This window comes from Agromyces sp. NPDC057865 (assembly GCF_042796995.1).
In the GTDB taxonomy this organism is placed as follows: domain Bacteria; phylum Actinomycetota; class Actinomycetes; order Actinomycetales; family Microbacteriaceae; genus Agromyces.
In genome coordinates, this window is record NZ_JBHVMJ010000002.1 from 673,279 (window position 1) to 695,096 (window position 21,818).

At 72.7% G+C, this 21,818-nt stretch carries 22 protein-coding genes; 3 read left to right on the forward strand and 19 right to left on the reverse strand.

Annotated elements, in window-relative coordinates:
- Window positions 1-134: 134 nt before the first annotated feature.
- Entirely contained in the window at window positions 135-1,265 is a 1,131-nt protein-coding gene (locus ACFVN5_RS10800; RefSeq protein ID WP_376955092.1) for a GNAT family N-acetyltransferase, read from the forward strand.
- On the opposite strand, the gene mutM is transcribed toward ACFVN5_RS10800, so the two are convergent.
- The 10 genes from mutM to ACFVN5_RS10850 form a co-directional block, all read right to left on the reverse strand.
- Window positions 1,153-2,124, reverse strand: coding sequence for a bifunctional DNA-formamidopyrimidine glycosylase/DNA-(apurinic or apyrimidinic site) lyase (mutM, locus tag ACFVN5_RS10805; RefSeq protein WP_376955094.1), 972 nt, complete (start codon window positions 2,122-2,124; stop codon window positions 1,153-1,155). The genes ACFVN5_RS10800 and mutM overlap by 113 nt on opposite strands.
- Before the next feature lies 1 nt (window position 2,125).
- On the reverse strand, window positions 2,126-2,788 hold the full coding sequence (rnc, locus tag ACFVN5_RS10810; RefSeq protein WP_376955637.1) for a ribonuclease III: 663 nt from the start codon (window positions 2,786-2,788) through the stop codon (window positions 2,126-2,128).
- Between the two features lie 76 nt (window positions 2,789-2,864).
- Window positions 2,865-3,068 carry a 50S ribosomal protein L32 gene (rpmF, locus tag ACFVN5_RS10815; protein ID WP_022887809.1) on the reverse strand — a complete coding sequence of 68 codons (204 nt, stop codon included), beginning with the start codon at window positions 3,066-3,068 and terminating at the stop codon, window positions 2,865-2,867.
- Window positions 3,069-3,077: 9 nt separating this feature from the next.
- Window positions 3,078-3,644, reverse strand: a complete 567-nt coding sequence (locus tag ACFVN5_RS10820) for a YceD family protein (RefSeq protein WP_376955638.1) — start codon at window positions 3,642-3,644, stop codon at window positions 3,078-3,080.
- 8 nt (window positions 3,645-3,652) lie between these two features.
- Complete coding sequence (locus ACFVN5_RS10825; RefSeq protein WP_376955096.1) at window positions 3,653-5,995, reverse strand: transglutaminaseTgpA domain-containing protein; 2,343 nt, start codon at window positions 5,993-5,995, stop codon at window positions 3,653-3,655.
- Entirely contained in the window at window positions 5,985-7,361 is a 1,377-nt protein-coding gene (locus ACFVN5_RS10830; RefSeq protein WP_376955098.1) for a DUF58 domain-containing protein, read from the reverse strand. The genes ACFVN5_RS10825 and ACFVN5_RS10830 overlap by 11 nt, the downstream gene beginning before the upstream one ends.
- 2 nt (window positions 7,362-7,363) lie before the next feature.
- Window positions 7,364-8,398: an AAA family ATPase gene (locus ACFVN5_RS10835; protein WP_376955099.1), complete on the reverse strand. Its 1,035-nt coding sequence runs from the start codon at window positions 8,396-8,398 to the stop codon at window positions 7,364-7,366.
- Window positions 8,395-8,886: a pantetheine-phosphate adenylyltransferase gene (coaD, locus tag ACFVN5_RS10840; protein WP_376955100.1), complete on the reverse strand. Its 492-nt coding sequence runs from the start codon at window positions 8,884-8,886 to the stop codon at window positions 8,395-8,397. Before coaD ends, ACFVN5_RS10835 begins: the two co-directional genes overlap by 4 nt.
- Before the next feature lie 51 nt (window positions 8,887-8,937).
- Window positions 8,938-11,130 (reverse strand): ATP-dependent DNA helicase RecG, encoded by a 2,193-nt coding sequence (locus tag ACFVN5_RS10845; protein ID WP_376955102.1) that lies wholly within the window; start codon window positions 11,128-11,130, stop codon window positions 8,938-8,940.
- The gene (locus tag ACFVN5_RS10850; RefSeq protein ID WP_376955104.1) at window positions 11,127-11,885 is read right to left on the reverse strand and encodes a tetratricopeptide repeat protein; all 759 of its coding nucleotides are present in this window, start codon (window positions 11,883-11,885) and stop codon (window positions 11,127-11,129) included. The genes ACFVN5_RS10845 and ACFVN5_RS10850 overlap by 4 nt, the downstream gene beginning before the upstream one ends.
- Window positions 11,886-12,026: 141 nt before the next feature.
- Between ACFVN5_RS10850 and rsmD the strand changes: the two genes are divergently transcribed.
- Window positions 12,027-12,614 (forward strand): 16S rRNA (guanine(966)-N(2))-methyltransferase RsmD, encoded by a 588-nt coding sequence (gene rsmD / locus ACFVN5_RS10855; protein ID WP_376955106.1) that lies wholly within the window; start codon window positions 12,027-12,029, stop codon window positions 12,612-12,614.
- Here rsmD and thiL read toward each other — a convergent pair.
- Window positions 12,584-13,582: a thiamine-phosphate kinase gene (gene thiL / locus ACFVN5_RS10860; protein ID WP_376955107.1), complete on the reverse strand. Its 999-nt coding sequence runs from the start codon at window positions 13,580-13,582 to the stop codon at window positions 12,584-12,586. The genes rsmD and thiL overlap by 31 nt on opposite strands.
- Window positions 13,583-13,607: 25 nt before the next feature.
- Here thiL and ACFVN5_RS10865 point away from each other — a divergent pair, with 25 nt between their 5' ends.
- The gene (locus ACFVN5_RS10865) at window positions 13,608-14,114 is read left to right on the forward strand and encodes a DUF3515 domain-containing protein (RefSeq protein WP_376955108.1); all 507 of its coding nucleotides are present in this window, start codon (window positions 13,608-13,610) and stop codon (window positions 14,112-14,114) included.
- 21 nt (window positions 14,115-14,135) lie between these two features.
- Here the strand turns inward: ACFVN5_RS10865 and ACFVN5_RS10870 are convergent, their stop codons facing one another.
- The 8 genes from ACFVN5_RS10870 to ACFVN5_RS10905 all read right to left on the reverse strand — a co-directional run bounded on the left by ACFVN5_RS10870 (window position 14,136) and on the right by ACFVN5_RS10905 (window position 21,810).
- Window positions 14,136-14,570 carry a pyridoxamine 5'-phosphate oxidase family protein gene (locus ACFVN5_RS10870; protein ID WP_376955109.1) on the reverse strand — a complete coding sequence of 145 codons (435 nt, stop codon included), beginning with the start codon at window positions 14,568-14,570 and terminating at the stop codon, window positions 14,136-14,138.
- A gap of 89 nt (window positions 14,571-14,659) precedes the next feature.
- Entirely contained in the window at window positions 14,660-15,778 is a 1,119-nt protein-coding gene (locus ACFVN5_RS10875; protein ID WP_376955110.1) for a D-alanine--D-alanine ligase family protein, read from the reverse strand.
- Window positions 15,678-16,769 (reverse strand): NAD(P)H-dependent glycerol-3-phosphate dehydrogenase, encoded by a 1,092-nt coding sequence (locus ACFVN5_RS10880; RefSeq protein WP_376955639.1) that lies wholly within the window; start codon window positions 16,767-16,769, stop codon window positions 15,678-15,680. Before ACFVN5_RS10880 ends, ACFVN5_RS10875 begins: the two co-directional genes overlap by 101 nt.
- A gap of 34 nt (window positions 16,770-16,803) precedes the next feature.
- Complete coding sequence (locus ACFVN5_RS10885; protein WP_376955111.1) at window positions 16,804-17,598, reverse strand: lysophospholipid acyltransferase family protein; 795 nt, start codon at window positions 17,596-17,598, stop codon at window positions 16,804-16,806.
- A gap of 7 nt (window positions 17,599-17,605) precedes the next feature.
- Entirely contained in the window at window positions 17,606-18,976 is a 1,371-nt protein-coding gene (gene murA / locus ACFVN5_RS10890; protein ID WP_376955112.1) for a UDP-N-acetylglucosamine 1-carboxyvinyltransferase, read from the reverse strand.
- Complete coding sequence (gene leuD / locus ACFVN5_RS10895) at window positions 18,973-19,593, reverse strand: 3-isopropylmalate dehydratase small subunit (RefSeq protein ID WP_376955114.1); 621 nt, start codon at window positions 19,591-19,593, stop codon at window positions 18,973-18,975. Before leuD ends, murA begins: the two co-directional genes overlap by 4 nt.
- Before the next feature lie 2 nt (window positions 19,594-19,595).
- On the reverse strand, window positions 19,596-21,122 hold the full coding sequence (gene leuC / locus ACFVN5_RS10900) for a 3-isopropylmalate dehydratase large subunit (protein WP_376955115.1): 1,527 nt from the start codon (window positions 21,120-21,122) through the stop codon (window positions 19,596-19,598).
- A 118-nt stretch (window positions 21,123-21,240) separates the two neighbouring features.
- The gene (locus ACFVN5_RS10905; RefSeq protein ID WP_376955116.1) at window positions 21,241-21,810 is read right to left on the reverse strand and encodes an FHA domain-containing protein; all 570 of its coding nucleotides are present in this window, start codon (window positions 21,808-21,810) and stop codon (window positions 21,241-21,243) included.
- Window positions 21,811-21,818 lie beyond the last annotated feature (8 nt).

Here is a 21,818-nt window from a genome sequence, read left to right on the forward strand (position 1 = left end):
TGCCTCGCAGCAGCGTACCCGAGACGGGCCCCCACGCCCCGCCGCGCGCGCCGTCACCGCCCGATCGACCCTTGCCGCCGACGCTGCGCCCGCGCTAGTCTGGGCGGCTGCCTGCGCCCAGGTGAGGAGCGATCATGAGCGTCGAGATCCGTCCGATCCGACTCCCCCACCACGCCGGCGCGGCCGATGACGCCGAGCTGGGCGCCTACGCCGCGCTTCTGCGGCGCCTCGACATCGAGGCACTGGGCACCTCCGACCTGTCCCGCCGGCCCAGGGAGGTGCTGCAGGACCTGCGCCGGGCCGACTTCACGCGCTACACCGCGATCGGCGCGTTCGACGCCGATCGGCTGGTCGGCCTCGTCGAGGTGCAGTGGGAACTCGATGACGACGCCGCGACGGCGTACATCGAGGTCCTGGGCGTCGAGCCCGACCGGCGACGCGCGGGCATCGGCTCGGCGTTGCTCGCCGCCGCCGAGGAGGCGTCGCGCACGGCGGGGCGCCCCACCACCGTGCTCTCGGCCGACCACCTGATCGACGCGGCCGACGCGGCCGGCTCCCGCCTCCACGCGCCGCAGGGCGACGCCGACATCGCGGCCGATGCGCCGGCGGTCCGATTCGCGCTCGCACGCGGCTATGCGCTCGGCCAGCTGTACCGGGTGAGCGCCATGGACGTCGCAGGGCGGGGCGACGAGTTCCGACGGCTGCTCGGCGCATCGCTCGAGCAGGCAGCCGACGGCTACCGCCTCGTGGCCTGGCAGGACGAGGCCCCGGAGGAGCTCCTCGACTCGCTCGCGGCCGCTCACGAGCGCATGTCGACCGACCCGCCGGCGGGCGCCATCGAATGGGGGCTCGAGCAGTGGGACGCCGCGCGCATCCGCGACGGCGAGCGCCGTGCGCGCGACGTGGGACGAACGCACCTCAACGTCGTCGCGGTCGCCCCCGACGGCGAGGTCGCCGGCTTCACCGAGCTGTCGCTCCTGCCCGACTCCGCGGCGGTCGAGCAGTGGGACACGATCGTGCTCGCCCCGCACCGGGGCCACCGCCTCGGTATGCGGATGAAGCTCGCGAACCTCGTCGCCCTCGACGACGCCGACCCGACGCGCGAGCGCATCTACACGTGGAACGCCGACGAGAACGAGCACATGCTCGCGATCAACGTGGCGCTGGGGTTCCGTCCGTTCGCGTTGGAGTCGACGTGGCAGCGACCGGCCGCGGCATCCGGAGCCGCTGGCACCTCGGGCAGAAGTGCGACGACCGGTTCATGAAGGCCTCACGCACCATGGGCGTGCCGCAGCGCGGGCAGGGCAGGCCGGCGCGCCCGTAGGCGTTGAGCGAGTGGGCGAAGTAGCCGGATGCCCCGTTGACGTTGACGTACTGCTCGTCGAAGCTCGTGCCGCCCTCGGCGAGCGCCTTGCCCAGCACCCCGCGGACCGCCGTGAGCAGCTCGCGGGCCCGGCGGCGCGGGATGGACGAGGCGGGCTGCTCGCCGTGCAGCCGCACCGCCCACAGCGACTCGTCGGCGTAGATGTTGCCGACGCCGCTCACGAGGTTCTGGTCGAGCAGCACGCGCTTCACGCCCGACGAACGGCGCCCGAACGCGTCGAGGAAGGCGCGGTCGTCGAAGGCGGGGTCGAGCGGGTCGCGAGCGATGTGCGCGACCTGGGCTGGGATGCTGCGCGCCCACGCTCCGGTCACGCCCGCCGAGAACCCGGCGATCTCGCCGTCGGCCGTGGGCACGAGGCGGTCGACGGCGAGCGAGCCGAACGTGCGCTGGTCGACGAAGTCGACGCGGAGCTCGCCGTGCTCTGGATGTTCGAGGTGCAGCCGGATGCGGGCATGCCGGTCGTCGCCCGGGTGGTCGGGCGTCCGCAGCAGCAGCTGGCCGCTCATGCCGAGGTGCCCGACGATGGCACGGTCGGGCGAGATCGGCAGCCAGAGGAACTTGCCGCGTCGCACGGCGGCCTCGATGCGGGCGCCCGTGAGGGTCGCCTCGAAGTCGCCGGATGCCGCGTCGTGCCGGGTCAGCGAACGCGTGTCGAGCACGTCGACGGCGGCGATGCGCGCGCAGGTGACCGCGGGTGCGAGTCCGGCGCGGACGACCTCGACCTCGGGAAGCTCGGGCACGTCAACGGCTGTTCAGGTCGGTCCAGGCCTCGAGCGCGGCGGCCATCTCGGCCTGCTTCTTGCTGGAGCCCTCGCCGCTCGCCTGGACGAGCTCGCCGACCGACACGGTGGCGATGAAGTGCTTGTTGTGGTCGGGTCCGGACTCGGCGACCGTGTAGACGGGCGGCGGCGCGCTGCGTCGCGCGGCGATCTCCTGCAGGCTCGTCTTCGGGTCCATGGCCGCACCGAACCGGTCGGGGTCGGCGAGGAGCGGCGTGACGAGGCGCAGCACCAGCGCCGTTGCGGCATCGCCGCCGGCATCGAGGTAGACCGCGCCGATGATCGCCTCGACGGTGTCGGCGAGGATCGACGGCTTGTCGGCTCCGCCGGTCATGGTCTCGCCTCGGCCGAGCCGGACGTACGAGCCGACGCCGATGGACCGGCCGACCTCGGCGAGCGCGGCGCTCGAGACGAGGCTCGCGCGACGCTTGGCCAACTCGCCCTCGTCGAGCTCGGGGTGGTCGCGGAACAGCTTGACCGTGACGGCCTGCCCCAGGATGGAGTCGCCGAGGAACTCGAGGCGCTCGTTGGTGGGGATGCCGCCGTTCTCGTACGCGAACGACCGGTGCGTGAGCGCGAGCTGGAGGAGGGCCGGATCCACCTCGACCTGCAGCGTGCGCTGCAGCTCGTCGAGCGTGGGATCTGGATTCCCTGCCTGCTCCGTTCGCGTCACGACCGGTCGGTGGCGTGCCTGCGGCCGACTAGACGTCGGCGACCTTGCGGCCCTTGTACTCGAGGAAGAGCGGGGTGCCCGCCGAGTCCTCGACGACCTTCGCGCGGTGCGGAAGGCTGTAGGTGACCTTGCCGTTCTCGACGGTCTTGACGAGCGTGGGGACCTCGGCCTTCCACTGCGAACGGCGCGCGTGGGTGTTGGCTCGTGACTTCTTCCGCTTGGGAACAGCCATGACTCTCTCTCAATCTCTCTGCTGGTCGGCCTCGGGTGCAGCACCCGTGCCTTGGTCTTCGGAAGCCTTGAACCCCGCGAGCGCGTCCCACCTCGGGTCGCGCTGCTCAGGGGTGACGAGTTCCGGATGATCGGCCAGTCGGAGCCCGGTCACTGGGTCGAGACCCGGGCAGTCCGGCCGGCACACCGGCTGGAACGGCAGTGCCAGCACCACCGCATCTCGGATGAGCGATTCAAGATCCACGTGGTCGTCTTGAACCTCATACTCGAAAGCTTCCCCAGAATGATACGCGAAAAGCTCCTGGAACTCGACTTCGACGGGCAGGGCGATGTCGATGAGGCAGCGACCGCACTCCCCTTCGGCGACCGCGTCGACCTCGGCGGTGACGAGGATCCCCTCGTGCACGGACTCGAGACGGGCGTCGAGATCGAGCTCGGAACCCTCTCGCACCGAGACGAGGCCCTCGCCCATCTGCTGGGCGACGGGGATCGCGAGGCGCTGCTCGCGCATCTCGCCGGGACGATTCACGAGGTCGCGCGCGTTCAGGCTGAACGGCGAATGCTGGGTGGCCACGATCGACGATTCTACGCCCCGGGAGCAACCCGATCGCCGAGCAGGCGGCGGGCCCGCTCGAAGAGCGAGCGCGGCACGAAGACGGCCCTCGCGCGCTCCCCCGCCGTGGCGTCGGCGAGCAGCGCCGTCCTCGCCGTGACGAGGTCCTCGGCGATCCCGGGACCACCCGCCGCACGACCCACGGGACCGTACCGTTCGCGCTCCACGCCGTCGCGGAGGCGCAGCAGCGCGCCGCGGGCGACGACGTCCTCGGCGAACGCCGGGCGTGCGGCCATGCGCGCCGCGAAGGCGCGCGCGGTCTCGACGTCGCCGAGCCCGGTGCCGAGGTCGCGAGCCGTGGCGACGAGCTCGTCCCACGCGGCATCCGCCGGCCGCTCGCCCCGCCGGATGCGGCCCATTCGACTGAGGCGCTGGCTCCCGCGGAACGCCGCGGGGGTCACGAGCAGCACGAGCACGACGAGCAGCAGCGCACCGCCGCGCAGCCACAGGTCGCCCGCCGAGCCGAGCACGCCGCCGTCGGGGCCTGCGAGCCCGCGGTCGGGATCGAGTTCGGGACGTCCGCTCGCGCCCGGCGTCGACGTCGCCGCGTTGGGGATGTTCGGTCCCTGCTCCTCGCCTGCGTTGGGTCGCGAGTAGTCGGGCACGAGGCCGCGGCCCGGCGTCGGCTCGAACGGCACCCAGCCGACGCCCTCGAAGTACAGCTCGGGCCACGCGTGCAGGTCGTGCGAGTCGACCTCGACGCGCTGCACGCCCTCGACGCGCTCCTCGGTGGGCGAGCCCTGCGTGTAGCCGATCGAGATGCGCGCCGGGATGCCGACCTCGCGGGCGAGCACGGCCATGGTCGAGGCGAAGTGCACGCAGTAGCCGGCCTTCGTCTCCAGGAACCGGGCGATGACGTCGAACCCGCCGCCGTCGTACCCCTCCTCGACGGGCGCCTCGGTGGAGTAGTCGAAGTCGGGGCCGCGCAGGTACGCTTGGATGGCGACCGCGGCGTCGTACTTCGTGGCGGTGCCGGACGTGACCGCCGCGGCGGTGTCGGTGATGATCTGCGGCATCTCGTCGGGCAGCTCGAGGAACGGGGCGAACTGCTCGGGCACGTTGCTCGCCGCGCGCAGCTGCGCCGGCGTCGGCTCGACGTCGAGTCGCGTCACGCGGTAGCGCTGCCCGTCGGTGTTCGAGTCGACGCTGCGCACCGTGAGCGAGCCGTCGTCCCAGAACCACGAGCCGCGGAGGCCCTCGATGGCGGCCGTCGGGTACGGCACGGGCAGCCAGGTCGTGCTCACGTCGTCGATCACGACGTCGATCGGATGCTCCGCCGTCTGCACGCGCCGCGACAGGCCGTCGGGCCGCGGCATGGCGTCGACGGTGTTGTCGCCGTCGACGGCGCGTTCGGTGGCGCTCCACACCTCGCCCTCGAAGCGGTCGAGCGTCAGGAGGGTGAAGTACGGGCGGTCGCCGTCGCGCGCCAGGTAGTGGAACGCGGCCCTGGCGTCGGGCCGGCGCAGGTCCCGGCCGAGGTCGATGAACGGGCTCACGCCGCGGGCGAAGAGGGTGCCCTGCGACGGCGAGCCGAGCAGCAGGCTCGTCGAGATGCTCGGCGTCGACGCCGCCAGCACGGATGCCGCGAGCAGGCCGACGGCCGCGAGCCCGAGCGACGCGCCGAGCGTCGACACGATGGGCACGCGCTTGGGGGCGATGACCGTCGCGGCCTGGCCGGTGCTCTGGCCCGCCGGATCCTCACCGGCGAGGAGCTGCGCGCGGCGTCGCACGCGCACGTCGACGCGGAGCAGCAGCAGGTATGCCGCGGCGGTCAGCACGAGGGTCGGCAGCTCGGCGCCCGCCTCGATGATGAAGCCCGGGATGAGGATCGGCACGAGTGCGGGCGCGGCGGCGAGCGCGGGCATGCGCACCGTCTGCACGAGGATGTCGGTGACGACGGCGAGCAGCCCGATGCCGAGCGCCAGTGCGAACGACAGCGGCGGCACGGTGAGGGCGGGCACCGACTGCTGCTCGATCGTGCGCTGCGCGCCCACGAAGAGCTCGCCGAACGTCTCGAAGGTGCCCTGCGTCGGGATGATCAGCGCGATGCTCGTGCCGCCGCCGAACAGCAGCGTGAGCAGCAGCAGGAGCACGCCGAGCTCCAGGACGGGGACGAGCGACGGCGGCGTGCGAGCGGCGCGGAGCCCGAAGGCCGAGAACAGCGTGCCCGCCGCGATGAACGCGCAGAGCCACCACCAGCCGCTGCCCGAGAGGAGCGGGCCGAGCGCCATCGCCGACACCGCGAGCAGCAGGAACGACGCGGTCGTGAGCGCGAGGCGCTGGGCGCGGGTGAGCGGCGCGGAGTCAGCGTCCATCGCCCACCTCCCCGGGCTCGTCGTCGCTGCTCGCGTCGATCGCGCCGCTGCGGCGCGCGGCCGCCGTGATGCCGGCCCAGGCCTCGCCGATGTCGGCGGGTCGACGCAGCCGGATGATGCGCCAGTCGGCGTCCTCGAGCTCGTCGAGGACGCGCCGCGAGACGCCCTCCACGGCGAAGGCGATCGCCGGCTCGAGCGTCGGGCGCAGGGCGACGAGGTTCCGCGCGTCCTGCTCGTCGGGGTCGATGAGCACCGCGAACCCCGGCGCCCGCGCCTCGCGGGCGCGCGGCCGGCCCTCGGAGCCCCCGGGCTCGTTGCCGGCGTGGGCGGAGATTCTCGGCTCCTCGAGCCGGGCGAGGTCCTCGAGCAGCATCCGGTCGCCGCCGGGCATGCGATAGCCGCCGTCGTAGGCGGCCCCGGTGGTGACGCCGCGCTCGGGATCGGCGATCTGCGTGCAGCGCACGCGGAAGCCGCGCTCGAGCAGGTGCACCCCGATGGACGCGGCGAGCTCGATGCCGAGCTCGTACCCGGAGTGCGGGGTGTCGTCGTGCTCGCGGCGGAGCGACGCGACGCGCGGACGGCCCGAGAGCGTGGTGTCGAGCAGCAGGCGCGCCTCGGGGTCGCCGCGCTGCTCCTCCTCGCGCACCATGAGCTCGCCGCGCCGGGCGGTCGCCGCCCAGTGCACGCGGCGGAGCGGGTCGCCGTAGCGGTACTCGCGGGCGATGAGCTCGTCGGAATTCGGGTGCGTGCGCCGCTGCAGCCCGTGCACCACGCCGTCGATCGACGCGGCGCTGCCCAGCGCGGCGTCGAGCACCGTGACGCGCGGCGTCACCACGAGCTCGTGCCCGGTGCCCACGTCGCGGTCGATGCGCGCGAGCCCGAACGGGTCGAAGACCGCCACGCGCAGCGGACCGATCGTCGGAACGCCGCGCCGTGGCATCCGCACCCGGTACTCGAGGCGCACGGTGTCGTCGCCCGACGGGAGCACGCTCTCGTACGGACCGATGCCCGGCAGGATCGCCTCGGGCGGCGCCTGGATGCCGTCGGGCGTCGTGTCGCGCCAGTGCGCGCCGTCGAACGTGCGCCGGCCGCGGTTCTTCACCACGAGCGAGACCCGGGTCCACCCGCCGGCCGGCACGACCGGCGGGGCGAACGTGCGCGTCACGGCGAGTCGCGGCGTGCGGACGAGCACGAAGACGGCCGCCGCGAGGGGCATCGCGATGCCGACGAACGCGAGGAGCATGACGTCGCGCAGGTCGAACCAGAGCGACACGGCGAGCAGCAGCACGCCCACCGCCACGAGCGCGCCCCCGCGCCTGGTGAGTCGCGGCCAGGCCGAGACGCGGACGGAGCGGGGGCGGGACACGGCTAACTCCTTCGTGCGCTGCCGACCGGAACCGGCGTCTCCCCCACGATGCGCCGCACGATGGCGTCGATGAGCGGCCCGCTGTCGCGGTCGTGCGCGCCGATGGCACGGCTCGTGGGCACGAGGCGGTGGGCGAGCACGGGCACCGCCAGGGCGTCGACGTCGTCGGGCAGCACGAAGTCGCGGCCGTGCATGGCGGCGTGCGCCTTCGCCGCGCGGATGAGCTGCAGCGTGGCCCGCGGGCTCGCGCCGAGGCGGAGCTGACGATCTTCACGGGTGGCGCGGGCGAGCTGCACCGCGTACTCCTTCACCGGCTGCGAGGTGAACACGTGCTGCACGCCCTGGATCATGTCGCGGAGCTCGGCGAGCGACACGACCGGCTCGAGCCGGTCGAGCGGGCTCGACGTCTCGCGGGTGGAGAGCATCGCGATCTCGTCGGCGGGCGACGGGTAGCCCATCGAGACCCGGGCCATGAAGCGGTCGCGCTGCGCCTCGGGCAGTGGGTACGTGCCCTCCATCTCGACCGGGTTCTGGGTCGCCACCACGGTGAACGGCTGATCGAGCACGTAGGTCGTGCCGTCCGCCGTGACCTGGCGCTCCTCCATGCACTCGAGCAGGGCGGACTGGGTCTTCGGGCTGGCGCGGTTGATCTCGTCGCCGATGACGAGGTTCGCGAACACCGGGCCGCGCTTGAACTCGAACTGCCGGGTCGACTGGTCGAAGACGCTCACGCCCGTCACGTCGCTCGGCAGGAGGTCGGGGGTGAACTGGATGCGGCTCACGCTCGCGTCGACCGATCGGGCCAGCGCCTTCGCCAGCATCGTCTTGCCGACGCCGGGCACGTCCTCGATGAGCAGGTGGCCCTCGGCGAGCAGCACGGTCAGCGCGGCCGTGATGGCCTCGCGCTTGCCGGCGATGACGGCCTCGACGTTCTGCACGATGCTCGCCGCGAGCGAGCCGACCTCGTCGATCCCGAGCGCGAGCTCGGTGCGGCCGGCGTCGGCCTGGCCGCCCACGGTGACCGCCGCCTCGCTCATGCCGTCACCGCTCCCTGCAGGTAGTCGGCCACGACGAGGGGCACGTACGGCGACACGTCGCCGCCGAGCGCGGCCACCTGACGCACGAGCGAGCTCGAGACGTGGGCGTTCGCCGGGTCGGGCAGGAGGAAGACGGTCTCGACGCCCGCGAGATGCCGGTTCACGATCGCCATGGGTGTCTCGTACGCGACGTCGACCTGCGAGCGGATGCCCTTCACGAGCACCGTCGCGCCCACGTCGGTGCAGTAGTCGACGAGGAGCCCCATGCTCCAGGAGGCGACCACGATGCGACCCTCGATGCCGGCGTCGACGATCGACTTCTCGATGAGCGCCACGCGCTGCGCGATGGGCAGCAGAGCCGTCTTGTCGGGGTTGTGCACCACCACGACGTGCAGCTCGTCGTACAGCCCCGCGGCCCGACCGATGACGTCGAGATGGCCGAGCGTGACGGGGTCGAACGAGCCTGGGACGACGGCGATCCGCTGCATACGCACCAGCGTAGTGCCCGCTCGCGGCACTGGAAGCGCTGTCGGAGAGTCTCAGCCCTTGCTCAGGAATCCGCTGGTCTCGGCGTCCAGCCGGCGGCGCACCTCGGCCGCGAGGGCGGCGTGTCGGCCGAGCCCCGGGTCGTCGGCGAGCACCTCCGCGGCGAGGTCGCGGGCGTCGGAGATGACGTCGCCGTCTCGCACGACGCGCAGGAGCTTCAGCGACGAGCGCCCGCCCGACTGGCTCGCCCCGAGCACGTCGCCCTCCTGCCGCAGCTCGAGGTCGACGCGGGCCAGCTCGAACCCGTCGAGCGTCGCCGCGACGGCCTCGACGCGCTGGCGCGCGAGCGAGCCCGCCTCCGCGTTCGTGACGAGGAGGCACAGGCCCGGCACGCTCCCCCGGCCGACCCGGCCGCGGAGCTGGTGCAGCTGCGAGACGCCGAACCGGTCGGCGTCGACGACGACCATGGCGCTCGCGTTCGGCACGTCGACGCCCACCTCGATGACGGTCGTGGCGACGAGCACGTCGATCTCGCCCGCCGCGAACGCGCGCATCGCGGCATCCTTCTCGTCGGCGCTCATGCGACCGTGCAGGGGCGCGACGCGCTTGTCGGCGAAGCGCGGGTGCGCGGCGAGCTCGGCGAGCACCGAGGTCACGGATGCCGCGGGCGCCCCGCCCTCGGCCTCTCCCTCGAGCGGCTCGCCGTCATCCTCCGCGACCTTCGCCTCGATCGCCGGGCACACCACGAAGCCCTGGCGGCCGAGCTCGACCTCCTCGGCGAGCCGCTCCCAGACGCGCGGCCGCCAGCCCGGACGGTCCGCGAGCGGCACCACGAACGACTCGATGCCGGCCCGGCCCGCGGGGAGCTCCCGGATCGTGGACACGTCGAGGTCGCCGAACACGGTCATGGCGACCGTGCGCGGGATGGGCGTCGCCGTGAGCACGAGCACATGCGGCGGGTGCTGGCCCTTGAGTCGCAGCGCCTCGCGCTGGTCGACGCCGAACCGATGCTGCTCGTCGACGACCACGAGCCCGAGGTCGGCGAACGACACCGTGTCGCCGATGAGCGCGTGCGTGCCGACGACGATGCGGGACTGGCCGGCGGCCGCCCGCAGCAGCGCCTTCTTGCGCTCGGCGGTCGGCAGTTGGCCCGTGAGCAGCGTGGGCATGAGCTTCGCAGCCAGGTCGGGGCCGAGCATCCGCGCGATCGACCGCACGTGCTGCGCCGCGAGCACCTCGGTGGGCGCGAGGAGCGCCGACTGCCCGCCCGAGTCGGCGACCGCGAGCATGGCGCGCAGCGCGACGAGCGTCTTTCCCGAGCCCACCTCGCCCTGCACGAGCCGGTTCATCGGCACGGGCTGTCCGAGGTCGTCGGCGATCTCGCCGCCGACCTCCTGCTGGTCGTCGGTGAGCGTGAACGGGAGCGACGCGTCGAAGCGGGCCAGCAGGCCCTCGGGCGCCGGTGGCCGCGCGGTCGTGGAGTGCTCGCGCAGCTCGGCCCGGCGCAGCAGCAGCGCCGTCTGCAGCACGAACGCCTCGGTGAAGCGCAGCGTGCGGCGTGCCGACTTCCAGTCGGCCTCGGTCTCGGGCCGGTGGACCTGCTCGAGCGCCCGCCGGTGGTCGAGCAGCGAGCGCGCTCCGCGGACCTGCTCGGGCAGCGGGTCGTCGACGGGGCCGAGTCCGTCGAGCAGCAGTGCGATCGACTTCGCGAGCTGCCAGCTGGCGAGGGTGCCGGTGGCCGGGTAGATCGGGATGGGCGCCTCGACCCAGCGCTTCGCGGCATCCGTGGCGACGATCTCGGCGTCGTCGAAGAGCTCGTAGTCGGGATGCGCGAGCTGCCGGTTGCCCTTGTAGTCGCCGACCTTGCCCGCGAAGATGCCGCGGCGGCCGGGTCGCAGGTCGTTCTCGCGCCACCGCTGGTTGAAGAACGTGAGCGTCAGGATGCCGGTGCCGTCGGAGATCTTCGCCTCGACGATCGACCCCCGCCGCTGGCGCATGTCGCGTACGCGCACCTCGAGCACCTCGGCGACGATCGTCACGTTCTCGTCGAGCGGGAGGCTCGCAAGGGCCGTCAACTCACCGCGGAGCGCGTATCGGCGCGGGTAGTGCGCGAGCAGGTCGCCCACCGTGCGATAGCCGAACGCGCGCTCGATCGCCTGCGCGGTACGGCCGCCGAGCGCGCCCGAGAGCCGGGTGTCGAGGGTGAACCGACCGGCGCCCGCGGCATCCGCTCCTTCGGCCGTCATGCCTCGATCGTAGGCTCCCCGCCCGACTCGTCCGTCGTGAGCTCCGCGAGCTCGGACTGCACGTAGGGATCGTCTGGGCGCGCGCGGGCCAGCTCGCGCTGGAGCTCGAGCGCCTCGTCGTTCCGGCCGAGCGTGCGCAGGCAGCGGGCGACCGACCAGCGCGCGACGTGCTGCTGCTGGGTGGTGCCGTACCGGTCGGCGGCGTCGACGGCCCGCTGGAACTCGGCGAGGGCCGCCTCGGCGCGGCCCGAGTCGTGCATGGTCCAGCCGAGGTTGTTGTGCAGGGCGACACCCCAGCGCAGCACGCGCGGGTCGCGCGATCCGGCGAGCACGTCGAGTCCCTCGGCGGCCCACTCCTCCTCGTGCCCCTCGTCGTTGAGCGCGAGCATGTGCAGCGCGTCGAGGACGAGGAAGTTCGATCCGGCGAGCGCGGCCTCGCGAACGCCGCGCGTGAGCTCGGGCACGGCCTCGGCGCGGCGGTCGGAGGCGGCGAGGATGCGCCCGCGCTCGATCGACACCCGGGCGCGCACCTCGGCGGCGTCGCGCTCGGGGTCGTCGGACGGGATGCCGCGGGACCCGACCTCGTCGAGCAGCGCGAGCGCCTCGTCGGCGCGGCCCTGGATGCCGACGGCACGCGCGAGCTGGGTCGTCATCACCGCGCGCACGTGCGCCGGATGCGAGTCGTCGTCGGCCGCCTCGCGGAACCGCTCCTCGCTCGCGGCGGGGTCGCCGAAGTCCCAGAGTCGGTCGATCAACTGCTGTTCGTCCCCCCGGTGGCGGGACGGTTCGGCGGGCGCCTGGTCTGTCGAGTCATCCACCCCTCCATCATGGCAGCGCCGGGCACGTGCTCGCGCGGGCATGACAGCATGCAACCTCGCGGATATGCTGCCGGGAGCATGACCCGCATCATCGCCGGATTCGCCGGCTCGCTCACCCTCGCCGTGCCGCGCTCGGGCACGCGTCCCACCAGCGACCGCGTGCGCGAGGCGATCTTCTCCGCGCTCGAGGCTCGCGACGCCGTCGCCGGCGGCGCGGTGCTCGACCTCTACGCCGGGTCGGGCGCGCTCGGGCTGGAGGCGGCCTCTCGGGGCGCGGCCGAGGTCGTGCTCGTCGAGAAGGCGAAGCCCGCCGCCGACGTGTGCCGGCGCAACGCCGACGCGGTGACCCGCGTGGCGCGGGGCCATCGGCCGCGCATCCGGGTCGCGATGCGCAGCGTCGCGTCGTACCTCGAGTCGGCGACGGGCCCGTTCGACCTCGTCTTCATCGACCCGCCCTACGACCTCGGCGAGGGCGCGCTCGCGCACGACCTCGAGCTGCTCGCGCCCCTGCTCGCGCCCGACGCCATCGTCGTCGTCGAGCGGAGCTCGCGCTCGCCCGAGCCGAGGTGGCCCGAGGGCATCGCACCCGAGCGTCGACGCGACTACGGCGAGACGACGCTGTGGTGGGCGGCGGCTCAGCCCGATCGGCCGTCCCAGCCCGAGTAGGGGTCCCAGCCCTCGGCGTCGATCCCGCGCCCGTCGATGAGCACCTCGCCGGGCGCGGGCACCACGCGGCCGACGACCTCGAACGGCGCGGGCACGGCGACGTCGGGCGGAAAGGTCGCGAGCAGGCCGTGGTCCTCGGCGCCGGCGAACGCGACGCGCAGGTCGGCGCCGAGCGCCTCGCCGTCGAAGTCGAGTCCGACGCCGCTCGCCTCGGCGATGCGGCGGGCGTCACGGGCGAGTCCGTCGGAGACGTCGAGCATCGACGTCGCCCCGGCGAGCGCGGCCGTCACGCCGGCGGCCACGGGCGGATGCGGCGCGAGTTGCGCCGCCACGAGCTCGGGATGCCGCGCGCGCACGTCGGCGGCCCGGTCGGGGTCGGGCTCGCCCGCGGCATCCGTGCCCTCGGCGAAGAGGAGGGCGAGCCCGCGGGCCGCGTCGCCCCGGGCGCCCGCGTGCGCGAGGACGTCGCCGACGCGCGCCCCCGAGCGGAGCACCGGCGCGCGGCCCTCGAGGTCGCCGAACGCCGTCACGGCGATGGTGAGGACGGTCGAGGCCGAGAGGTCGCCGCCCACGACGCCGGCGCCCGGTGCGAGCGCCGCGAGACCCTCGCGGAGGCCGTCGGCGATGCCCTCGAGCACGGCCGCGAGCGTCGTCGGCGGCGCAGCGATGGCGACGACGAGCGCGGTGGGCCGGGCGCCCATCGCAGCGACGTCGGTGAGGTTGGTGGCGGCCGCCTTCCAGCCGAGCTCGAACGGCGTCGACCACGCGAGGCGGAAGTCGGGCCCGTGCACGAGCAGGTCGGTCGTCACGACGTAGCGTCCGTCGGCGGCCGCGACGACCGCGGCGTCATCGCCGGCGCCGAGCAGCGATGCGTCGCCGGGCGAGAGCCGCGGCAGGATGCGTGCGAGCGTGTGCGACTCGCCGAGTTCGCCGATCGTGGGCGAATCCGGGCGCGCAGCTGCTTCCATGCCACTCACGGTAGCCTGAACGGCGATGCCCCACCCCACCGCTCCCCTGCCCCGACGCGGGCTGCGACGCGTCGCGCTCGCCATCGGCCTCGCGGTCGCCGGCACGATCGCGCTCGCCGGCTGCAGCCAGCCCGTCGTGTTCGACGCCGCGCCGCAGGCGACCGACGCCGACTGCGCCGCCGTCATCGTGCGCCTGCCCGACGTCGTCGCCGGCCAGGCCGAGCGCGAGACGAACGCGCAGGGCACAGGTGCCTGGGGCAATCCCGCGTCGGTGCTGCTGCGCTGCGGCGTCGAGCCGCTCGGTCCGACGACCGACCGCTGCGTGAGCGTCGACGGCGTCGACTGGGTCATCGACGAGTCGGATGCCCCGCGCTACCTGTTCACGACCTTCGGTCGCACGCCCGCGGTCGAGGTGCTCATCGACAACGACGTGGTGTCGGGCACGACCGCGATCGCCGACCTGTCGTCGGCCGTCTCGGCGATCCCCGCTGAGGGCGGCTGCACGAACGTCGACGACGCGATCTTCGGCTGACGCGCCTCGGCACGCAGGGGCTCAGCTCGCGTCGGCCTCCGCCTCGGGCTCGGGCCCGAACGTCACCCGGCGGCCGCTGATCTGGTCGGCGTCGATGCGGATGAAGTTGCGCTTGACCGTCGGGATCCACGGCACGAGCGACGCCTCCTCGGCCTCGGCGATGTCGGCGGCGCTCTCGAGGGCCCTGGCGCGGCCCTTGATGACGACGCTCCAGCCGTCGGTCGCGCCGTAGTCGTCGATCTCGAAGGCGACCCGGTTGTTCACCGTCACCCCGAACAGCTTGGTGCCCTCCGCGGTGCGCAGCAGGATCCCGCCCTCGACGGTCGTGTAGTTGATCGGGAAGATCTCGGGCTGGTCGCCGATCGAGACGGCCAGTCGTCCGAAGTCCTTCTCCACGAGCAGCGCCCAGCACTCGTCGTCGCTGAGGACCTTCACCGGTTCGCGTTCATCAGCCATGTCACCATCGTGGCACGCCGATCACGCGGCGTCATGGGTCCAACGGCCCACGGGCGGGCGGGCACGGATGCCGCAACGGCCCGCCGGGCTCAGCGGCTGCCGCGCGCGTGCCCGACCTCGATGAGCTCCGAGATCAGCTCGGGGTAGGTGAGCCCCGAGTTCAGCCAGCACGTCGGGAACATCGAGATGGGCGTGAACCCCGGCATCGTGTTGACCTCGTTCACGACGAAGCCCTCGTCGGTGAGGAACACGTCGACCCGGGCGAGTCCCTCGCCGCCGATCGCCTCGAACGCCCGCCGGGCGATGCGGCGGAGCTCGAACAGCTCGCCGTCGCCGAGGTCGGCCGGGCAGATGAGGTCGACACCGGGCGCGTCGAGGTACTTCGCCTCGAAGTCGTAGAAGTCGCGACCGGTCACGACGACCTCGCCCGCGACGCTCACGCGCGGCCCCCGGCCGTCGCGTCCCTCGAGCACGCCGCACTCGATCTCGCGGCCGACGACGGCGGATTCGACGAGCACCGTGCGGTCCTCGGCGAACGCCACGTCGAGCGCCGGGTCGAGCTCCGACCAGTCGGAGACCTTGCTCACCCCCACGGACGAACCTGCGCGGGCGGGCTTCACGAACACGGGGAGGCCGAGGCCGTGCACCCGGCGCGTCCACAGCTCGGGGTCCTCCGCGAGGGCCGCCCGCGTGAGTGTCACCCATGGAGCCACGGCGATGCCGGCGCCCTCGAGCACGGTCTTCGTGACGTGCTTGTCCATGCCGATCGCCGACGCCAGCACGCCGTTGCCCACGTACGGCAGTCCGACGAGCTCGAGCAGGCCCTGCACGGTGCCGTCCTCGCCGAAGCGGCCGTGCAGGATCGGGAGGACGACGTCGACGTCGCCGAGCGAGCGCTCGCTTGGCGCGGGAGTTCCACTGAGCTCCGTCGAAGTGTCCGCCACCCGCACCTCACGCGACGCCGAGCTCTCGGGCCAGCGCACTCGGGTGCCGTTGTCGACGACCTCGGGCAGGTGCGCCGGGTCGAGGGCGTAGCGCGCCGGATCGTCGGCCTCGAGCACGAAGGCGCCGTCGCGGGTGATCCCGACCGGGATCACCTCGTAGCGGTCACGGTCGATCGCCCCCAGGATCCCGCCCGCCGTTGCGCAGCTGATCGAATGCTCGCTTGAACGCCCGCCGAACAGCAGAACCACCCTGAGCTTGTCCATCAAATGTCCTTTCGCCCTGCGGCTCGTCGTCGGTCGTGAGGTGCGGTGCGATGTCCTTCGGGGCGAGGGTGCCCGCGAGCACCTGCCGGACCTGCTCGACGATGGGCATCTCCACGCCCTTCGCCCGCGCGAGCTCGAGGATCGGGCCCACCGAGGCGAGGCCCTCGGTGGTCTGCTGCATGCGGTTCACCACGTCGGGCAGCTTGTAGCCCTGGCCGAGCAGGCGCCCGGCGGTGTTGTTGCGGGACAGCGGCGACTGGCACGTCGCGATGAGGTCGCCGAGGCCGGCGAGGCCCGAGAGCGTGTCGGGGTGGGCGCCGTACGCGACCGCGAAGTCGGTCATCTCGACGAGGCCGCGCGTGATGATCGAGGCCTTCGTGTTCTCGCCGTAGCCCGCGCCGTCGACGATGCCGATCGCCACCGCGATGAGGTTCTTCAGCACGCCGCCGAACTCCGTGCCGATGACGTCGGTGTTCACGAACGAGTGGAAGTACTTGTTGCGCGAGATGGACGCCACGGACTGCGCCGTCTCGAGGCTCGTCGACGACACGACGGCCGCCGTCGGCTGCTCCCTCGCGATCTCGAGGGCGAGGTTCGGGCCCGAGATCACGGCGATGTTCGACTCGGCGATGGGCAGCACCTCGGCGATGACCTCGCTCATGCGGTGCCCGGTCGACTTCTCGACGCCCTTCATGAGCGACACCACGGTCGCCTCCGCGTGCAGGTGCGGCTCGGCCGCGATGAGGTTCTGCCGCAGCGTCTGGCTCGGCACGCACACGTACACCTGCTCGGCGCCGGCGAGGGCGAGGTCGATGCGGCTGGTGGCGCGCAGGCCGATCGGCAGGTTGATGCCCGGGAGGTAGTCGCTGTTGCGCCGCGCCTCCTGGATCTCGCGGGCCAGTTCGGGCCGGCGCGCCCAGATCATGACGTCGGCGCCGCCGTCGGCGAGGATCTTCGCGAACGTGGTGCCCCAGCTGCCGGCGCCGAGCACCGCCACGCGCTTGCCAGGCGCGCGGCGCCCCGTCCTACGATTCACCGCGCGTCCCCTTCTGGTCGAGACGACCCGTCTCCTTCTGGCCGTGCTTGACCGGATCCCAGCGCTCGGCCGGCGCGGGCTCGCCGCGCAGCTCGGCGAGGAGTGCGGCGATCGCGTCCATGAGCACGGCGGTCGCCGCCGTGAGGCTCGCCTGGTCGAGCTTGCCCTCGTACGCCGAGAGGTCGATCGGCTCGCCGATGATGACGTCGACCGTCTTGCGCGGGAAGAGGCTCAGCTTCTTGCCGTAGCGCGGGAGGATCTGCTGCGTGCCCCAGTGGGCGGCGGGCACCAGCGGGATGCCGCGTTCGAGCGCGATGCGCACGGCGCCGGTCTTGCCACGCATCGGCCACATGTCGGGGTCGCGCGTGAGCGAACCCTCGGGGTAGACGATGACCATGCGGCCCTTGGAGACGAGGTCTTCAGCAGCGCGGATGGCCGCGTGGCTCTGGCTGCCGCTGCGCTCGACCGGGATCTGGCCCGAGCTGCGCAGGAACCACCCGAGCACCGGGTTCTTGAAGAGCGACGCCTTGGCGAGGAACCGCGGCGCACGGCCGAGCTTCCACGCGGCGACGCCCATGACGACGGGGTCGACCTCGCTGTAGTGGTTGGGCGACATCACGAATGCGCCGGTCCGCGGCATCCGCTCGGGGTGGTGGAAGCGGTACTTCACCGCCAGGTTCCAGAGCGGCAGGATCAGGACGGCGAGGACCCAGAAGAACGACGGACGGCGCTTCTCGGCCCCCGGCTTCGCCGCACGCGCAGCGGTCGGGTCTTGTTTCGGCACGGACCCATTATCCTTCGAGCGTGAAGTCCGCCCCGAGCAGCTCCAGCTTGGTGATGAAGTTCTCGTAGCCGCGTGCGATGATCCCGACGTTCGACACGGTCGAGCGACCGTCGGCGGTCAGTGCCGCGATGAGGTGGCTGAAGCCGCCGCGGAGGTCGGGCACCTCGATGTCGGCGCCGTGCAGCTTGGCCGGACCCGAGATGACCGCGGAGTGCTGGAAGTTGCGCTGGCCGAAGCGGCACGGGCGGCCGCCGAGGCACTCCTTGTGCACGTCGATCGACGCGCCCATCTCGACGAGCGCGTCGACGAAGCCGAAGCGCTGCTCGTACACGGTCTCGTGCACGATCGAGACGCCCTTGGCCTTCGACAGCGCCACGACGAGCGGCTGCTGCCAGTCGGTCATGAACCCGGGGTGCACGTCGGTCTCGATGATGACCGGCTTGAGCTCGCCACCGGGGTGGTAGAAGCGGATGCCGTCCTCCTGGATCTCGAACGCGCCGCCGACCTTGCGGTACACGTTGAGGAAGGTGAGCATCTCGGCCTGGCGGGCGCCGCCGACGAAGATGTCGCCGTCGGTCGCGAGGGCCGCGGCCGCCCAGCTGGCGGCCTCGTTGCGGTCGAAGAGCGCGCGGTGCGTGTAGCCCTGCAGCTTCTCGACGCCCTCGATGCGGATCACGCGGTCGGTGTCGACCGTGATGATGGCGCCCATCTTCTGGAGGATGTTGATGAGATCCATGATCTCGGGCTCGATCGCCGCGCCCGAGAGCTCGGTGATGCCGTCGGCGAGCACCGCGGTGAGCAGCACCTGCTCGGTCGCGCCGACGCTCGGGTAGGGCAGCGAGACCTTCGCGCCGTGCAGGCCGCCGGGGGCCGACATGCGGATGCCGCTCGGGAGCTTCTCGACGATGGCGCCGAAGTTGCGCAGCACCTCGAGGTGGAAGTCGATCGGACGGTCGCCGATGCGGCAGCCGCCGAGGTCGGGGATGAACGCCTCGCCGAGGCGGTGCAGGAGCGGCCCGCAGAACAGGATCGGGATGCGGCTCGAGCCGGCGTGCGCGTCGATGTCGGCCATGTGCGCCGACTCGACGGCCGACGGGTCGAGGATGAGCTCGCCCTCGTCGACGCCGTGCGTGACGCTGACGCCGTGCACCTCGAGGAGGCCGCGCACGATGCGGACGTCGCTGATGTTCGGCACGTCCTTCAGCACGCTGGGGGTGTCGCCGAGGATGGCCGCGACCATCGCCTTCGTGACGAGGTTCTTCGCGCCCTTGAGCTCGATGCGACCGCGCAGCGGCTTGCCGCCGTTGATGGTGATGCGGTCGACGTTCAATCCGACTGCCGTCGCGTGGTTCTTGGCGTCCTGCCCGAGTGTGTTCACAGACTCCCTGATTCTGCCGGCTCCCGGATGGGGAGGGTCTTCGGCCGCCAAGCCTCGCGATGTGACTCGAACTCGGCGATCGACTCCTCGTCCCGCAGGGTGAGCCCGATGTCGTCGAGCCCTTCGAGAAGCCTCCACCGAGTGTAGTCGTCGATGTCGAACGGCACGGTGAGCGCACCGGCGCTCACCGTACGCTCAACCAGATCGACGGTGACGGGTATTCCCGGGTCGGCCTCGACGACCTCCCAGAGGCGCTCGACGTCCTCGTACGCGACCTGGGCGGCGAGCAGGCCCTGCTTGCCCGAGTTGCCGCGGAAGATGTCGCCGAAGCGCGAGCTGATCACCACGTCGAAGCCGTAGTCGCGCAGCGCCCAGACGGCGTGCTCGCGGCTGGATCCGGTGCCGAAGTCGGGGCCGGCGATGAGGACGCGGGCGCCCGTGTAGGCCGGGTCGTTGAGGATGAACTCGGGGTCCTGGCGCCATGCGAAGAACAGCGCGTCGTCGAACCCGGTCTTCGTCACGCGCTTGAGGAACACGGCCGGGATGATCTGGTCGGTGTCGACGTTCGAGCGGCGGAGCGGGACCGCCACGCCGGTCACGGTGCTGAGCTTCTCCACGGTCAGTTCCCCTCGTTCGCCGAGCTCGTCTCGTTCGCTGAGCTCGTCGAAGCGAACGTCCCGTCGACGGGCTCGGGGACCGCATTCTGCAGGTCCCACGGGCTCGAGAGCGTGCCGCGGATGGCCGTGGCCGCCGCGACGAGCGGCGACACGAGGTGCGTGCGGCCGCCCTTGCCCTGCCGGCCTTCGAAGTTCCGGTTCGAGGTGGAGGCGCAGCGCTCCCCCGGCGCGAGCTGGTCGGGGTTCATGCCGAGGCACATCGAGCAGCCCGCGAACCGCCACTCGGCGCCGAACTCCTCGAACACCTTGTCGAGGCCCTCGGCCTCGGCCTCGAGCCGCACCCGGGCAGACCCGGGCACGACCATGACGCGCACGCCGTCGGCCTTCTTCTCGCCCTTGACGATCGACGCGAACGCCCGGAGGTCCTCGATGCGGCTGTTCGTGCACGAGCCCATGAAGACGGCGTCGACGTGGATGTCCTTCAGCGGCGTGCCGGGCGCGAGGTCCATGTACTCGAGCGCCCGCTCGGCGGCCGCTCGCTCGTGCTGGTCGTCGATCGTCGCCGGGTCGGGGACGGCCTCGCTCAGCGAGACGCCCTGGCCCGGGTTGGTGCCCCAGGTCACGAACGGCTCGAGCGCGTCGGCATCGATGAAGACCTCGGCGTCGAACTCGGCGCCCTCGTCGGTGGCGAGCGTGCGCCAGTACGCGACGGCGTCGTCCCACTCGGCGCCCTGCGGCGCGTGCGCCCGGCCGTCGAGGTAGTCGAACGTCGTCTCGTCGGGCGCGACCATGCCGGCGCGGGCGCCGGCCTCGATCGACATGTTGCAGATGGTCATGCGGCCGTCCATCGACAGCGCGCGGATGGCGCTGCCGCGGTACTCGAGCACGTAGCCCTGCCCGCCGCCCGTGCCGATCTTCGCGATCACCGCGAGGATGATGTCCTTCGCCGTGACGCCGGGCCGCAGCGTGCCCTCGACGTTGATCGCCATGGTCTTGAACGGCTTCAGCGGCAGCGTCTGGGTGGCGAGCACGTGCTCGACCTCGCTCGTGCCGATGCCGAACGCCATGGCGCCGAACGCGCCGTGGGTCGACGTGTGCGAGTCGCCGCAGACCACGGTGATGCCCGGCTGCGTGAGCCCGAGCTGCGGGCCGACGACGTGCACGATGCCCTGCTCCTTGTCGCCGAGGGAGTGCAGGCGGATGCCGAACTCCGCGGCGTTGCGGCGGAGGGTCTCGATCTGCGTGCGGCTCGTCGGGTCGGCGATGGGCTTGTCGATGTCGAGCGTCGGGGTGTTGTGGTCCTCCGTCGCGATCGTCAGGTCGGGACGCCGCACCGGGCGTCCGGCGACGCGGAGGCCGTCGAAGGCCTGCGGGCTCGTGACCTCGTGCACGAGGTGGAGGTCGATGTAGATGAGGTCGGGCGTGCCGTCCTCGCCCTTCTTCACGAGATGGGCGTCCCAGACCTTCTCGGCCAGGGTGCGCGGTCGTGCTTCCGGCGTGGTCACGCCGTTCGCGGGTGCTGCTTCCATGCGTTCGCTTCCTCAGGATCTGCGGTCAGCCGACGACGAACTCCGCGACGGGATCGGCCTAGAACGAGGCCCCGCCGCGGCACCGAAGGAGAAGTCGCGGAGCACGCACCATGACAGGCTACACCGTGTGGAGCGGGGCCCGATCCACGCGCACGGCGACCTCCCCGAGCAGCAGGGTCGACCCGCCGGCCACCTCGGATGCCACGCCGGGATCGAGTTCGCGGGCCTCGCCGTCGGGCGTCAGCACGCGCGTCCCGTTGGTCGAGTGGAGGTCGGTCACGCTCACGCGGCCGTCGACCACCTCCACGAGGGCATGCGTCTTGGAGACCGAGCGCGCCGGGTCGGCGAGCGGGATCGGCGCCGCATCGGGGCGCGTGGCCTCGGCCGACGGATCGCGCCCCAGCACGACCGGGCGCAGCAGCAGCACCTCGCGTCCGCCGGGCGCGCGCAGCCGCCAGGCGCCGGGCTGCGGGGTCGGCGTCGGCGCCTCGACGCGCTCCTCGAGCGCCTCGCCGCCCTTCACGGGCGGGGGCCCGGGCACCACCGTCGGCCGGACGCCGGGCGGTGGAGGGAAGGCGGGCAACGAGCGCGGCGGTGCGTCGCGCACGGTGCGGTCGGGCTCCTCGCTCGGCGGCGGCGCCGACGGGATCAGCCCCGGCGGCGGGACGATGAAGTCCGGCGAATCCACGGCATCAC

What these genes read in the sequence shown, in the direction of transcription:
- leuC (WP_376955115.1), bottom strand. Translation starts at nt 21,122, where the DNA reads ATGGAAGCAGCACCCGCGAACGGCGTGACCACGCCGGAAGCACGACCG.
- rsmD (WP_376955106.1), top strand. Translation starts at nt 12,027, where the DNA reads ATGACCCGCATCATCGCCGGATTCGCCGGCTCGCTCACCCTCGCCGTG.
- ACFVN5_RS10875 (WP_376955110.1), bottom strand. Translation starts at nt 15,778, where the DNA reads ATGGACAAGCTCAGGGTGGTTCTGCTGTTCGGCGGGCGTTCAAGCGAG.
- ACFVN5_RS10870 (WP_376955109.1), bottom strand. Translation starts at nt 14,570, where the DNA reads ATGGCTGATGAACGCGAACCGGTGAAGGTCCTCAGCGACGACGAGTGC.
- thiL (WP_376955107.1), bottom strand. Translation starts at nt 13,582, where the DNA reads ATGGAAGCAGCTGCGCGCCCGGATTCGCCCACGATCGGCGAACTCGGC.
- ACFVN5_RS10800 (WP_376955092.1), top strand. Translation starts at nt 135, where the DNA reads ATGAGCGTCGAGATCCGTCCGATCCGACTCCCCCACCACGCCGGCGCG.
- rpmF (WP_022887809.1), bottom strand. Translation starts at nt 3,068, where the DNA reads ATGGCTGTTCCCAAGCGGAAGAAGTCACGAGCCAACACCCACGCGCGC.
- ACFVN5_RS10825 (WP_376955096.1), bottom strand. Translation starts at nt 5,995, where the DNA reads ATGGACGCTGACTCCGCGCCGCTCACCCGCGCCCAGCGCCTCGCGCTC.
- ACFVN5_RS10865 (WP_376955108.1), top strand. Translation starts at nt 13,608, where the DNA reads ATGCCCCACCCCACCGCTCCCCTGCCCCGACGCGGGCTGCGACGCGTC.
- ACFVN5_RS10845 (WP_376955102.1), bottom strand. Translation starts at nt 11,130, where the DNA reads ATGACGGCCGAAGGAGCGGATGCCGCGGGCGCCGGTCGGTTCACCCTC.
- ACFVN5_RS10835 (WP_376955099.1), bottom strand. Translation starts at nt 8,398, where the DNA reads ATGAGCGAGGCGGCGGTCACCGTGGGCGGCCAGGCCGACGCCGGCCGC.
- coaD (WP_376955100.1), bottom strand. Translation starts at nt 8,886, where the DNA reads ATGCAGCGGATCGCCGTCGTCCCAGGCTCGTTCGACCCCGTCACGCTC.